The sequence below is a fragment of the Gracilibacillus sp. YIM 98692 genome (assembly GCF_010993965.1).
Taxonomy (GTDB): Bacteria; Bacillota; Bacilli; order Bacillales; family Amphibacillaceae; genus Gracilibacillus.
The window spans coordinates 1-12,264 of sequence record NZ_WIXM01000052.1 but is presented as its reverse complement, the minus strand read 5'-3'; the positions used below and the strand labels follow the sequence as shown (position 1 = coordinate 12,264).

Annotated in this window: 14 protein-coding genes, 11 tRNA genes and 1 rRNA gene; 1 reads left to right on the top strand and 25 read right to left on the bottom strand. The window is 38.1% G+C overall.

Translation table 11 applies throughout. From position 1 onward, the window contains the following. From GHD00_RS20340 to GHD00_RS20280, 13 genes are all read right to left on the bottom strand, one after another. Nucleotides 1–287, bottom strand: a 16S ribosomal RNA gene (locus GHD00_RS20340); the annotation flags it as partial. A gap of 99 nt (nucleotides 288–386) precedes the next feature. Beyond that, nucleotides 387–463: transfer RNA gene (locus GHD00_RS20335), tRNA-Ile, on the bottom strand. Between the two features lie 13 nt (nucleotides 464–476). Next, nucleotides 477–550, bottom strand: a tRNA-Gly gene (locus GHD00_RS20330). 42 nt (nucleotides 551–592) lie between these two features. Further along, a tRNA-Pro gene (locus GHD00_RS20325) sits at nucleotides 593–669 on the bottom strand. Nucleotides 670–673: 4 nt separating this feature from the next. Then, a tRNA-Arg gene (locus GHD00_RS20320) sits at nucleotides 674–750 on the bottom strand. Between the two features lie 69 nt (nucleotides 751–819). Continuing rightward, nucleotides 820–903 (bottom strand) — tRNA-Leu (locus GHD00_RS20315). A 19-nt stretch (nucleotides 904–922) separates the two neighbouring features. Beyond that, nucleotides 923–998 (bottom strand) — tRNA-Lys (locus GHD00_RS20310). A gap of 88 nt (nucleotides 999–1,086) precedes the next feature. Beyond that, a tRNA-Gln gene (locus tag GHD00_RS20305) sits at nucleotides 1,087–1,161 on the bottom strand. Nucleotides 1,162–1,165: 4 nt separating this feature from the next. Then, a tRNA-Asp gene (locus GHD00_RS20300) sits at nucleotides 1,166–1,242 on the bottom strand. Between the two features lie 20 nt (nucleotides 1,243–1,262). Beyond that, nucleotides 1,263–1,334, bottom strand: a tRNA-Glu gene (locus GHD00_RS20295). 9 nt (nucleotides 1,335–1,343) lie between these two features. Continuing rightward, nucleotides 1,344–1,434: transfer RNA gene (locus tag GHD00_RS20290), tRNA-Ser, on the bottom strand. A 1-nt stretch (nucleotide 1,435) separates the two neighbouring features. Further along, nucleotides 1,436–1,510: transfer RNA gene (locus GHD00_RS20285), tRNA-Asn, on the bottom strand. 176 nt (nucleotides 1,511–1,686) lie between these two features. Next, complete coding sequence (locus GHD00_RS20280; protein WP_163540014.1) at nucleotides 1,687–2,163, bottom strand: SprT family protein; 477 nt, start codon at nucleotides 2,161–2,163, stop codon at nucleotides 1,687–1,689. A gap of 75 nt (nucleotides 2,164–2,238) precedes the next feature. Here GHD00_RS20280 and cmpA point away from each other — a divergent pair, with 75 nt between their 5' ends. Next, nucleotides 2,239–2,370, top strand: a complete 132-nt coding sequence (gene cmpA, locus GHD00_RS20275) for a cortex morphogenetic protein CmpA (RefSeq protein WP_163540013.1) — start codon at nucleotides 2,239–2,241, stop codon at nucleotides 2,368–2,370. Between the two features lie 22 nt (nucleotides 2,371–2,392). Here cmpA and GHD00_RS20270 read toward each other — a convergent pair whose 3' ends face one another. From GHD00_RS20270 to alr, 12 genes are all read right to left on the bottom strand, one after another. Next, nucleotides 2,393–4,531: a Tex family protein gene (locus GHD00_RS20270; protein ID WP_205600804.1), complete on the bottom strand. Its 2,139-nt coding sequence runs from the start codon at nucleotides 4,529–4,531 to the stop codon at nucleotides 2,393–2,395. Nucleotides 4,532–4,698: 167 nt separating this feature from the next. Then, nucleotides 4,699–5,301, bottom strand: coding sequence for a SpoIIE family protein phosphatase (locus tag GHD00_RS20265; RefSeq protein WP_163540012.1), 603 nt, complete (start codon nucleotides 5,299–5,301; stop codon nucleotides 4,699–4,701). Continuing rightward, complete coding sequence (sigB, locus tag GHD00_RS20260; RefSeq protein WP_163540011.1) at nucleotides 5,301–6,095, bottom strand: RNA polymerase sigma factor SigB; 795 nt, start codon at nucleotides 6,093–6,095, stop codon at nucleotides 5,301–5,303. The genes GHD00_RS20265 and sigB overlap by 1 nt, the downstream gene beginning before the upstream one ends. Continuing rightward, a complete protein-coding gene (gene rsbW, locus GHD00_RS20255) occupies nucleotides 6,067–6,543 on the bottom strand; it encodes an anti-sigma B factor RsbW (RefSeq protein ID WP_163540010.1) in 477 nt (158 codons plus the stop codon). Before rsbW ends, sigB begins: the two co-directional genes overlap by 29 nt. A gap of 1 nt (nucleotide 6,544) precedes the next feature. After that, nucleotides 6,545–6,874 carry an anti-sigma factor antagonist gene (locus tag GHD00_RS20250; protein WP_163540015.1) on the bottom strand — a complete coding sequence of 110 codons (330 nt, stop codon included), beginning with the start codon at nucleotides 6,872–6,874 and terminating at the stop codon, nucleotides 6,545–6,547. A gap of 117 nt (nucleotides 6,875–6,991) precedes the next feature. Then, nucleotides 6,992–7,996, bottom strand: coding sequence for a PP2C family protein-serine/threonine phosphatase (locus GHD00_RS20245; RefSeq protein WP_163540009.1), 1,005 nt, complete (start codon nucleotides 7,994–7,996; stop codon nucleotides 6,992–6,994). 119 nt (nucleotides 7,997–8,115) lie between these two features. Further along, complete coding sequence (locus GHD00_RS20240; RefSeq protein WP_163540008.1) at nucleotides 8,116–8,517, bottom strand: anti-sigma regulatory factor; 402 nt, start codon at nucleotides 8,515–8,517, stop codon at nucleotides 8,116–8,118. A 2-nt stretch (nucleotides 8,518–8,519) separates the two neighbouring features. Continuing rightward, complete coding sequence (locus GHD00_RS20235; protein WP_163540007.1) at nucleotides 8,520–8,876, bottom strand: STAS domain-containing protein; 357 nt, start codon at nucleotides 8,874–8,876, stop codon at nucleotides 8,520–8,522. Between the two features lie 13 nt (nucleotides 8,877–8,889). After that, nucleotides 8,890–9,756, bottom strand: coding sequence for an RsbT co-antagonist protein RsbRA (locus GHD00_RS20230; protein WP_163540006.1), 867 nt, complete (start codon nucleotides 9,754–9,756; stop codon nucleotides 8,890–8,892). A gap of 335 nt (nucleotides 9,757–10,091) precedes the next feature. Beyond that, nucleotides 10,092–10,442 (bottom strand): type II toxin-antitoxin system PemK/MazF family toxin, encoded by a 351-nt coding sequence (locus GHD00_RS20225; RefSeq protein ID WP_163540005.1) that lies wholly within the window; start codon nucleotides 10,440–10,442, stop codon nucleotides 10,092–10,094. 3 nt (nucleotides 10,443–10,445) lie between these two features. Further along, on the bottom strand, nucleotides 10,446–10,727 hold the full coding sequence (locus GHD00_RS20220; protein WP_163540004.1) for a CopG family ribbon-helix-helix protein: 282 nt from the start codon (nucleotides 10,725–10,727) through the stop codon (nucleotides 10,446–10,448). A gap of 152 nt (nucleotides 10,728–10,879) precedes the next feature. Then, a complete protein-coding gene (gene alr, locus GHD00_RS20215) occupies nucleotides 10,880–12,007 on the bottom strand; it encodes an alanine racemase (protein ID WP_163540003.1) in 1,128 nt (375 codons plus the stop codon). Nucleotides 12,008–12,264: the final 257 nt, after the last annotated feature.

Genomic DNA, 12,264 nt, shown 5'->3' with positions numbered 1-12,264 from the left:
GCCGTTACCCTACCAACTAGCTAATGCGCCGCGGGCCCATCTGTAAGTGATAGCAGGAGCCATCTTTCAACCTTTCTTTATGCAAAGAAAAGTGTTATCCGGTATTAGCCCCGGTTTCCCGGAGTTATCCCGATCTTACAGGCAGGTTGCCCACGTGTTACTCACCCGTCCGCCGCTCGTTCCACTAACGTCACCCCGAAGGGATCTGTTAACTTCCCGCGCTCGACTTGCATGTATTAGGCACGCCGCCAGCGTTCGTCCTGAGCCAAGATCAAACTCTTCAAAAAAGTTTGTTTCTTAACTACTCTTTAACGTTTGCTCGCTTTTGTAAGCTAGCATGTTCTTGACATACTGGTTGTTTTGTTCAGTTTTCAAAGATCAATAAATGGTGGGCCTGAGTGGACTTGAACCACCGACCTCACGCTTATCAGGCGTGCGCTCTAACCAGCTGAGCTACAGGCCCATTTATGATTATATGGAGCGGGTGAAGGGAATCGAACCCTCGACATCAGCTTGGAAGGCTGAGGTTTTACCACTAAACTACACCCGCGTAATAACAATTTGTATTATAAACTATTAAAAACTTGTCGGCTGGTCGGGAAGACAGGATTTGAACCTGCGACCCCTTGGTCCCAAACCAAGTGCTCTACCAAGCTGAGCTACTTCCCGGTTATGGCGCGCCCGAGAGGAGTCGAACCCCTAACCTTTTGATCCGTAGTCAAACGCTCTATCCAATTGAGCTACGGGCGCTTTCTTAAAAGCGAAAATTATTAATATATCATATTGCGCTTAACTGTGTCAATAGTTTTTTGTTTTTTATGCGGTCGAGAGGACTTGAACCTCCACGGGATTACCTCCCACTAGGCCCTCAACCTAGCGCGTCTGCCATTCCGCCACGACCGCTTAATATCATTGATTGATATGGTGAGCCATGGAGGATTCGAACCTCCGACCCTCTGATTAAAAGTCAGATGCTCTACCAACTGAGCTAATGGCTCGCATCTGATTTTTTCTTTTATCATTTAATTGTGAAAAATCGATCAAACTTTCGCATAAGATCATACAATTATTTTAATTCATAAAAAATGGCTGGGCTAGCTGGATTCGAACCAGCGCATGACGGTACCAAAAACCGTTGCCTTACCGCTTGGCTATAGCCCAACAATGGCGGTCCGGACGGGACTCGAACCCGCGACCTCCTGCGTGACAGGCAGGCATTCTAACCAACTGAACTACCGGACCTATTCGATTTATTAATAAGATGACCCGTACGGGATTCGAACCCGTGTTACCGCCGTGAAAGGGCGGTGTCTTAACCACTTGACCAACGGGCCATTTATAAATGGCGGAGAAGGAGGGATTTGAACCCTCGCGCCGCTTACGCGACCTACACCCTTAGCAGGGGCGCCTCTTCAGCCACTTGAGTACTTCTCCATGGCTCCACAGGTAGGATTCGAACCTACGACCGATCGGTTAACAGCCGATTGCTCTACCACTGAGCTACTGTGGAATAAAACCAACTCGTGTTGGCGACATTTAATATAATATAACATCCATTAATGAAAGTCAACAGATATTTAAGATTTTTTGTGTTTTTTTAATATAAAATGGAATCACATGCGCTTTTTTTCTAACGCCAATACAATTTACCATATCTTAAAATATTTCGTCAATAGTTTATGACATTTAATTTAAATCCTTATGTTTCGACGTTACATTCTCCAATTTGCCATGACACTTCCCGCAACGATAACGACGCAAGTTCATTTGCCTTACTCGTTTATAAACGGTATAACAATGTTTGCATCGATAGTAATATTTATACTTCTTCTTCATAGAAGGTAGTGGGCTACAGTGTCTTGGTGATCCTGTTTTTTTTAATAGTTGTTTAAATTCTTTATCACGGTGCTGGTACCCCTTCCCTTCAATATGTAAATGATAATGACATAATTCATGCTTTATAATACCAATAAACTCTTCTCTACCTAATTCCTCCACATACTTAGGGTTTAATTCAATTTTCCTTTTAGAAGGGATGTAGCGACCACCAGTGGTCCTAAGTCTGAAATTAAATGATACATCATCTATAAAGGGCTTATCAAAATACTCTTCTGATAGTCGATTAACTAATTTTTTCAATTCTTCTTGGTTCATCTTTTCCATCATGACTCACACCTATCCAAATATCACATAAAATATATTATAGAAGTTCATAGTCTAAAAAAGGGAGGTAACGCAATGCCCGATTGGCTGCGAAACCAATTAACAGGTGCCTTTCTAGAAAAAAATAAGTATCAAATTCGTTTACTTAACCAATGCTGGTTTTTCTATTGCGATCGGTTTGATAACAGCAAAGGTACAGCAAAATGAACTGTACCTTTTTTCTATCAGCTTATGATGAAATCATGGTCAAAGCTATACGTTGTTTTGTTAGGTCGACCTGCTCGACCCAAACCGTAATAACATCTCCAACAGAAACAATATCCATTGGATGTTTCACAAACTGATTAGACATCTTCGAAATATGAACAAGCCCGTCCTGCTTTACACCTATATCAACAAATACACCAAAATCAACTACATTACGCACTGTACCTTGAAGCTCCATCCCTTCTTTTAAATCTTCCATAGAAAGAACGCTTTTCTTTAGTAATGGTTTTGGTAAGTCATCCCTTGGGTCTCGATTTGGACTAATCAAGGATTTGATAATATCTTCTAAAGTCGGCTTCCCTATTTCTAATCGCTCTGCTACCTCTGTTTGATTAATTTCCACTAGTTGAGCTTTTAGTTTATCAGAGCCTATATCTTCTGTTGTACAACTTAACTCATATAATAATTGATCGGTTACTTGATAACTTTCAGGATGAATAGGTGTACGATCTAAAGTTTCGTCCCCATCTAATACTCTCAAAAAACCAATACTTTGCTCATATGTTTTATTTCCTAATCGTGGTATTTCTTTTAATGTACGACGATTAAAAAATTTCCCATTTTCATTTCGGTATTTCACAATATTATTGGCAACTGTTTTATTTAATCCTGATACATATTGCAATAAAGACGCAGATGCTGTATTAACATTAACCCCTACTTGGTTTACCGCTGTTTCAACGACAAAAGATAAGGATTGATTCAGCTGTTTTTGGCTGACATCATGTTGATATTGTCCTACCCCTATAGATTTTGGATCTATTTTAACTAGCTCTGCTAATGGATCTTGTACCCGCCTAGCAATAGATACAGCACTTCGCTCTTCCACTTGCAAGTCAGGGAATTCCTCTCTAGCAAGCTTAGATGCAGAATATACACTGGCACCAGCTTCATTTACAATCATATAGGCTATATCTAATGTATTCTTTTCAATGGTATCAGCTAGAAATTGCTCCGTTTCACGCGAAGCTGTTCCATTTCCAATCGCTATAAGCTCAACAGGAAAATCATTCAAAAACTTTAACACCTTTTTCTCAGCACCTGCCACATCATGCTTTGGTGCCGTAGGGTACATGACATCAATGGCTTGAACTTTCCCTGTATCATCAACCACCGCTAATTTACATCCTGTTCGAAAGGCAGGGTCCACGCCTAGTACATATTTTCCTTTTAAAGGTGGCTGAAGTAATAAGTTTTTTAAATTTTTGGAGAAAATATCGATCGCTTGCATTTCTGCTTTCTCTGTTAATTGTGACCGAATCTCCCTTTCTACAGATGGTTGAATGAGTCGTTTATAACTATCGGCTATGGCATTTTTTAAAAAGTCAGCTAAATCATTCTTCCCATTATGGATAATTTGTTTTTGCAGATATGTAAGAATTATATCCATAGGAGGCTCAATCGAGACTTTTAGTACCTTTTCCTTTTCTCCTCGGTTTAATGCCAAAATACGGTGTGACACAATAGCTCTCACTGCTTCACTATAGTCATAGTACATTTCGTAAACTTTCTTTTCATCTAATTCTTCTTTTTTAGCTGTTGACTGAACTAGACCTTTTTGAAATGTTTTCTTCCGAATCTCCTCCCTATGCTCTGGAGCATCAGCTACCCACTCAGCTATAATATCATGAGCACCTGTTAGTACATCATCAATGGTTGCTAATTCCTTTTCTTCAGAAATATAAGCCTCCGCTACTTGATGGAGTTTGATGTTCTCTTGTCGATAGATTTGTGTCGCCAGAGGCTCTAAACCTTTTTCTTTTGCAATTGTCGCTCTTGTACGACGCTTTTGTTTATACGGGCGATATAAATCCTCCACCCTCTGTAATTGTTGAGCTTGTTCAATATCCGCTTTTAACTTATCTGTTAATTTCCCTTGCTCTTCAATTAGTCTAAGTACTTCTTGTTTTCTATCATGTAAAGCATTGGCATAATCCCATGCCTCTTGAATGTCTTTTATTTGTACTTCGTCTAAAGAACCGGTTTGCTCTTTGCGATAACGAGCGATAAAGGGAACAGTATTCCCCTCTTGTAATAGGTTGATCACTTGCTTAATGGATTTTTCATTCAATTCGGTCTTCTTTGCTACCGACTTTAACATATTTGTCTCTATTTCTGACACACCATTTCCTCCTATCGAATTCAGTGTTTTTATTTTATCAAAGTTTGCGGATAATAGAAAATCAGTATAACGATAAAGAGAGACTTCCATCAGTTGGGGTTTTACGGACGATTGTTTACCGCAATAAAAATCCTCCTGATCGAAAGTCAAGAGGACCGATTATACTTCATGGCTATTAGTGTCGTATCATCTTCTAATTGTTGTTGGTAAAGGTGTGCAAAGCTATTCGTAATATGGTATACATCTCTAGCTAAGAAATATGAGTTAGAGATCTCCTTTGATGTGACACCGTCAGAAAACATAACAAAAACCATTTCAGGCTTTAAATGATCTGTTACTACTTTTACCGGTCTTTCATAACCACTCAAATAACCGGACTGAGGGATATTTCTTTTTTTAACCGCATCCTTCGTAACAGTCATGAGACCAATATTTCCGATAGAAGAATACGCATACTCTTCAGATTTCAAATCCATTTGTAAAATACCCAAGACAACTCCGCGCTTTCCTACTAGCTTTTGGTTACACTTTTTCATCAAAATCTTTACCGGTATATCTTTATATTCTTTTATAGTATCAATAACAACCTGTGATGACTCCTTCGCAAATTCACCACTTCCTAGTCCATCGGCTAATGCGCATATAAAAGTGTCGTCTGTTTCAGCATAGAAGTAACTGTCTCCGCAAAAATAATTTCCTTTTTTCGCTTTTTGGAAAACAGATACCTCCACCTGATAATCAACCGTCATTAACGACTAGCCTCCATATTCTCCGACTGTAAAGATTCTCTTAATTTCTTCAGCGCATGCCTCTGGATTCTTGACACATGCATTTGGGAAATCCCCAATAATTCACCGGTCTCCTTTTGACTTTTGTTTTCGAAATAAGTGTAACGTATAATTTGTTGTTCTCTTTCGCTTAATATAGGTAGGATTTTTTCTAATAGCAATTGTCGATCTACTTCATCGTACCCTTTTTCCTTATTACCTACAAGATCTAAAATAGATACTTCACTGCCATCTCCATCTGCTTCAATTTTTCGATCGACAGATAAAGCATTATAACTTTGCCCCATTTCCATTGTTTCTAATACTTCCTCTTCCGATATCCCTAAAAACACCGCTATATCCTTAACAGTTGGAGACTTTTGATTATCTGTTGTTAGTTTTTCGATGGCTTGTCTGATTTTAGGTCCTAATTCTTTAATCCTTCGAGGTACATGTACACTCCATGTCTTATCACGTATAAATCTTTTAATTTCGCCAATAATAGTTGGAATAGCAAAGGATTCAAAAGATTTTCCCACATCGGGATTATACCTTCTGATCGCAGCCAATAACCCGAGCATCCCCACTTGTACTAAGTCTTCATAAATCATATTATTTTTAGCATATTTACGAGCTAATGACTTCACTAACTTATCATAAGTGATGACAATTTTTTCTTGGACTTCTTTATCGTCTGGGTTCTCTTGAAATTGCCTGATCCATTGATACACCTCACCCTCACTCTTGCTACTGTGTGGTTGAGATTTGGTCGTCATTAATATCCACCTCATTTTCATGGAGGTATTTTGTCATTAACACAATTACACCATAGTCATTTTTTATTTCGACTTTATCCATCAGAGCCTCGATAAGAAATAATCCAAATCCACCCTCGCGTAAATCTTCCACAGATTGATTATTTTTGTATGGACCAATGTCATCTTTAATTCGACTAAGGTCAAAGCTACCTCCACGGTCTGCTACCATTACCTCCAATCGATCAGTATACAATCCGAAGCCTACTGTTACTTCTCCGCCTTCTGCATCATCATAAGCATGCTCAGTTGCATTGGACATCGCCTCTGATATCGCTACTTTCAAGTCTTCAATTTCTTCATAACTAAACCCCATACGATTTGCAATTCCGGAAGTGCTTAGTCTCACTACCCCAACATATTCTGCTTTTGCCGGCACTTTCATCTCAATGAAGTCAAAAGGTTCCATTTTATTTCCCACCTCGTACTGTTGAATCGATATTGATAATATTGTCTAAACCAGTTATTTCAAATAATCTTTGTACACGATCCTGTAATGAAATTAATTTTAGTTCACTATTATATTCTCTAGTTGCTTTTAGAGCACTAATAAATACTCCTAATCCTGTGCTGTCCATATAGTTAACATTCTCCAGATTTACTTCTACTATCCTATCTTTGGTCTGTGTAAGTGGTACTAATGTCTCTTTCAACTTCGGGGCAGTATATGCATCAATTTCTCCGGTAAGTTTCACTTCATACACGGAGTCCTTTTGGTCAATAGCTATATCTAAATTCATTTTCATCTTACTACCTCCTCAACATGATCAGACAACATATTTATCAATAAGTTATTATACTGTAAGCATTTAGAATTATTACTCTTGGGATTTTCCCTCATTTATAGATCCGCAAACCTACTTTTTCAAAAAAATTAAGGTGAAATCATCTCTTAGGTGAAAATCTTGTAAGCGTTCAAAATACCGAAAGACCCCTTCCACCGCCTCTTGAGCTGGTAAGTGCATATACCGACGAATGACCTCTAACAGTTCATCAGATTCAATGAAATGATCTCCTATTCTGCATTCTGTTACACCGTCAGTTAGCAAAATAACCATATCCCCTTTTTCCAATTCTATCTCAAACTGCTCATACTCTATTTGTTCCTCAACACCAAGTACAAGCCCTTTCGTCTTTATTTCAGAAAACTGATCTTTCGCAGCGTTATAATAGTAACCAGGTTCGTGACCCGCAGATGAGAATTGCAAAAGATTTAAATGAGTGCGGAAAACGCCATAAAACATGGTAACAAACATACTTTCATCAACATTTCGTTCTACTACTCGATTAAGATTTTCTAAAATTTCACTAGGACTGCTTTGTGTATCTGGAAAGCTATCCATCGAATATTTAATCATGGACATGGCTAATGCTGCAGGGATCCCTTTCCCGATCACATCTGCAATGGCTATCCCAACATTTTCCGATTCATCTGTTACAAAGTGATAATAATCTCCATTCATTTTATTAGCTGGAACGCTTATAGCTCCAATATCTAAGCCCTCAATCTCCGGTTTTGTAGTAGATAGTAATGTCTGCTGCATACTTGCTGCTACATCAATTTCTGACTCTAATTCCCCTTGTTTCTTTCGCAAGGATTGAAACTCTTGATAAGCTAATCCATATGAAATCATAGTTTCTAGCAAAAAGTTTAAAGAAGCATCAATTTCTTCCGATAAGTTAGGGTATAATTCTTTTAATGCTTGAATATGAATATTAATAATTTCTTCAGGAGATATATTGTGCTGCATCGACAATTTGCTGAATAGTTCTGCTTGGTATAAAGAAGTTTCGTCTTGTGACTCGATGTAACTTCCCAATAGTTTACGATAATTAGTTAAATCTAATTTACAGGGCTCCATAGTATTACCTCCCAACTTACAACTGTCCATAAGCAGATATCGATTATATATACTGAATAACCCTAGGAAGCATCATAAGACATAACGTATTGATGGGTTCTCTTTATTATTCACTCATTTTAACGAACCCATTTTAATGTCGTGATTACTGTCCCTTTGTCTTTCTCTGACACGATATCAAACTGATCCATTAACCTTTTCACACCAGGTAATCCTGCTCCTAACCCACCAGAGGTTGAATATCCATCTTCCATTACTTTGCTTATATCTGAAATGCCCGGCCCTTCATCAGAAGCAATAATTTGCAACCCCTTCTTATTCATCCCTTCCATTACGTTGAACGTAATTTCCCCTTTGTGCGCATATAAGAAAATGTTACGTGCTAATTCGGAAATGGCTGTCGCTATCCTTGCTTGATCAACTGTTCCAAACCCTATTGCTTTTGCCCTTTCTCGACCCATTTGTCGAGCACCAACTATATCCCACTCTTTTTTTATCTTCACTTTGGATTGATGTTCCATAACTACTCCTCCAATTCCTGGCGAAGTTTAATCAATCCTTGTTCTAGATCAAGTGCTGTCGGAACATTTTGCAAGTGTATTCCTAAATCAATTAATGTCATGGCAACTGCCGGCTGGATACCTGTTAAAACTACTTTAGTACCCATTAAATTGGACATAGACACCACATCCCCGAGCACTTTGGCAATAAATGAATCAATTATATCGACAGATGTTAAATCAATTACCACTCCGCTTGAACCACTTTTATGAATTTTACTTAATAAATCCTCTTGAAACTGAATAGCTGTTTGATCATCTAAATCAATTTGGATGGATACCAATAAATAGTTGTGCAGTTTTAATATTGGTATTCTCAATTCCAACACCCCCTTATCTTAATGAATCTAATATGTCCTCAATATCTTGTTTATTTGTGTCGTCTAGTTGTACAATATCTCGATTTGTCAATTGAAGGGCGGTTTTAAATCCTTTACGTAGTGAGCTCTTAGTCGGAAATTTACTTAAATCAATACCTAAATTTACAATGGTTTGAGCTATCTCAGGTCGTATACCTACCAAAATACATGTAGCGCCAATCAAGCGAACGGCTTCAGCTGCTTGAATAATATGATGCGCAACCATCGTATCCACGACTGGGACACCAGTGATGTCAATTAAAACTACCTCAGCATTATGTTTCATGACACCTTCTAATAAATTTTCCATAATAAATTTTGCTCGTTCGGTATCAACTGTTCCAATGAGTGGCATTACGGTAATTTTATCCATGACTGGGATTAGTGGAGCTGATAATTCCTGCAAGGCTAATCGTTGCAAGGAAACAGTGTGCTCCCAACTTCCCGAATATTCATTGACTAGTTGTTTAATAATAGGCTCCACCCAACCATCTACTACTTTTGATATTTTAAGAAATGATTCCGTATTGATTTGATCCGATTGACCAAGAATAAACTCCATCGTTACTCTGCGAAACGTTTGCAAACCATCTACAATATAACTTAGAGGCCACCCTAAGTTAATTAAGCGATCCGAAAAATTATCTAATGCTTCTTTACTTTTTTGGCTATGTATGCTGTTGAAGATCACGTTGACAAATTCTCTGTTTGTAGATTGATATAGTTCCTCTGAAATAGAAGAAGTATAGTCATTTCCCCGTTTTTTTGATACTTCTTCCAGCCACTTCTTTGAAATAGCATCACTGTTTTCCACTACAATTTTCCGCAATGCTTCTGGCATTTTCTTCCCCTCCGATAGATATTTGCATTTTTCTATTTATTACCTTCATTTTACACGAAAATCTAACATTTTTCGATTGCTTCACCTTTATTTATATATGATTCGACGGCTTTCGATTTTTACTGAAAGTTTCTTGGAGGTGTAAAGAAAACTCGTCGATTGACGAGCCTTTGGCGAACATAGAGACGTAATTACCCTTATGTATCTTCCTAATAGTGGGATCTACGTCGAATTCACTTCATCTGTAACACGATATAAATTCTGACAGGGTAAAAAAGCACTCTTGTCTTTTTTCACAAGACAAGAGTGCTTCACAGCCGTTCTATAATAAAGCATTAGAAATCAGTCAAACCTAAACTAATCTCTAATCCTTTATCAATTCGTTCCATCATATTGCTATCCAATTGTGTAATCTTATCAGTTAACCGCTGTTTATCGATGGTACGAATTTGTTCTAACAAAATAACAGAGTTGCGCTCAAACCCATATTTTTTAGCATCTATTTCAACATGTGTCGGCAATTTTGCTTTTTGAATTTGTGCCGTAATAGCTGCAACTATGACTGTAGGACTAAAGCGGTTACCAATATCGTTTTGCAAAACTAAAACTGGACGTACTCCGCCCTGTTCTGATCCAACGACTGGAGAGAGATCGGCGAAATAAACATCGCCTCTTTTGACAATCAAAACCTACACCCCGCTCACTAAGCGTTCAAGGGTGTTTTCGGCCTCCTCTTCAGCTTGGAAAGCTTCTGATGCTATATTTAAATTGATTTTTGCCATTTCCATATATCCCTGCTGCATCGACTCTTGTATATGTCGTTTCTTTTTTTCACGGAGATAGGTCTTTGTTGCTTGGCAAATAAAATCACTTAAATTGCTATCTTCGCTCTTCATCAAGCCATCCACCTCATTCAATAGGTTTTTAGGTAATCTTACTGCAACTTCTTGCAAGTCTTCAGACAAAACCATACACCTCCACCAACATTGACAAGCCTCTTTTTTAATCCAATATTATTTTACCATTCTATAATACGCAATGCAAAGGGGATTATAACATTTTTATCAATTTTTTTACATACTTCTTCCCTTGATTATAAAATGTCTTGCTTTTTCTAAGCCCCTTATTCTTGCATTGCTTGATATAGTCTAGGGACTCTCGAACTTATCATACACGCTATTTCATAGTTAATCGTATCTAGAAATTCTGCTAGTTCATCCATTTCAATCTGTTGATCTCCTTGTCTTCCGATTAATGTCACTTTATCTCCAACTTTCGCGGATTTTGACAATTTAACCATAAATTGATCCATGCAGATCCTACCAACAATTGGACAACGTTCTCCATTCACTAAAACTTCAGCCCCTTGTAAGGCTCTTCTGATACCATCAGCATATCCTAAAGGTACAGTTCCTATCCATTCTTCTTCGGATGTTGTATAAGTGGCTCCATAACTAATAGAGCTTCCTGGCTTTACCTTCTTTACATGAATTAAGCGACTATGCAGAGAAAGAGCCGGCTTTAGCTCTATTGGCTTTTCTTTTTTTACAACCGGGGAAGGATAAAGACCATACATACTAATACCGAAACGAACATAATCAAACATTTTCTCCGGAAATCTCATACTAGCCGCACTATTTCCGGTATGCAACATCACTTTTTCTGGCCAAATGCTTTGGAAATATGACAGGAGTTGCTCAAATTTATTAACTTGTTCATCAAAATAAGCGACTTCTGATTCATCAGCTGTTGCAAAATGAGTAAATATTGCTTCAAGATCAAAACTTTTATCGTTTAATATGGGCAGTATTTCTTTTAATTCTTCAGGTTCACGTATTCCAATCCGCCCCATTCCAGTATCCCATTTTAAATGCACTTTCAATGGACTTGGTAGTTGCAAAGCCTTTACAGCTTCTAACCAATCCTTTTGATAACAAGTAACCGTAATATCATATTGGATAGCTCTAGCCGCATCCTCTGGCCTTATCCACCCCATTACTAATATAGGTACGGTAAAGCCTGCTTCTCTCAGCATAATGGCTTCATCTAATATCGCCACCGCTAGTCTGGAAGCTCCTGCATCCAGTGCAGCCTGAGCAACTTGCGGGGCTCCATGCCCATAACCATCCGCTTTAACCACTGCATATATATTAGTATGTGAACCTAGTCTGTTTTTTAATTGTTTTATATTATACATAATATGCTGTAAATTTACTTCTATCCATGAATCTCGGTAAAATTTTTGCGTCATTATCGTAACTCCTTATTAGAATAGGGACATTGCCACTCTATTCTATGTACCAGTGAAATTCCAAATTCCATTATAACTCATTTTATCACCGCCAACCAAATACATTCGATAAGAAAAAACAGGCAAAATCCACCCGTCCCTATACACTTTATCTTACATGAACTACTTCGTATTAGAACAAAACTGCGCCATACTGTAGGGTGAGAGTTTAAATGACGCTTCGGAAATATACTTCGCTTTCCGCGGGCAACGCTTCA

Excerpts from the sequence above, each read along its gene's own strand:
- GHD00_RS20240 (WP_163540008.1), bottom strand. The coding sequence starts at position 8,517 with ATGGAACATCAATCCAAAGTGAAGATAAAAAAAGAGTGGGATATAGTT.
- GHD00_RS20280 (WP_163540014.1), bottom strand. The coding sequence starts at position 2,163 with ATGGAAAAGATGAACCAAGAAGAATTGAAAAAATTAGTTAATCGACTA.
- alr (WP_163540003.1), bottom strand. The coding sequence starts at position 12,007 with ATGACGCAAAAATTTTACCGAGATTCATGGATAGAAGTAAATTTACAG.
- cmpA (WP_163540013.1), top strand. The coding sequence starts at position 2,239 with ATGCCCGATTGGCTGCGAAACCAATTAACAGGTGCCTTTCTAGAAAAA.
- rsbW (WP_163540010.1), bottom strand. The coding sequence starts at position 6,543 with ATGGAACCTTTTGACTTCATTGAGATGAAAGTGCCGGCAAAAGCAGAA.
- GHD00_RS20265 (WP_163540012.1), bottom strand. The coding sequence starts at position 5,301 with ATGACGGTTGATTATCAGGTGGAGGTATCTGTTTTCCAAAAAGCGAAA.
- GHD00_RS20270 (WP_205600804.1), bottom strand. The coding sequence starts at position 4,531 with ATGTTAAAGTCGGTAGCAAAGAAGACCGAATTGAATGAAAAATCCATT.
- GHD00_RS20250 (WP_163540015.1), bottom strand. The coding sequence starts at position 6,874 with ATGAATTTAGATATAGCTATTGACCAAAAGGACTCCGTGTATGAAGTG.
- GHD00_RS20245 (WP_163540009.1), bottom strand. The coding sequence starts at position 7,996 with ATGGAGCCCTGTAAATTAGATTTAACTAATTATCGTAAACTATTGGGA.
- GHD00_RS20230 (WP_163540006.1), bottom strand. The coding sequence starts at position 9,756 with ATGCCAGAAGCATTGCGGAAAATTGTAGTGGAAAACAGTGATGCTATT.
- sigB (WP_163540011.1), bottom strand. The coding sequence starts at position 6,095 with ATGACGACCAAATCTCAACCACACAGTAGCAAGAGTGAGGGTGAGGTG.
- GHD00_RS20220 (WP_163540004.1), bottom strand. The coding sequence starts at position 10,727 with ATGGTTTTGTCTGAAGACTTGCAAGAAGTTGCAGTAAGATTACCTAAA.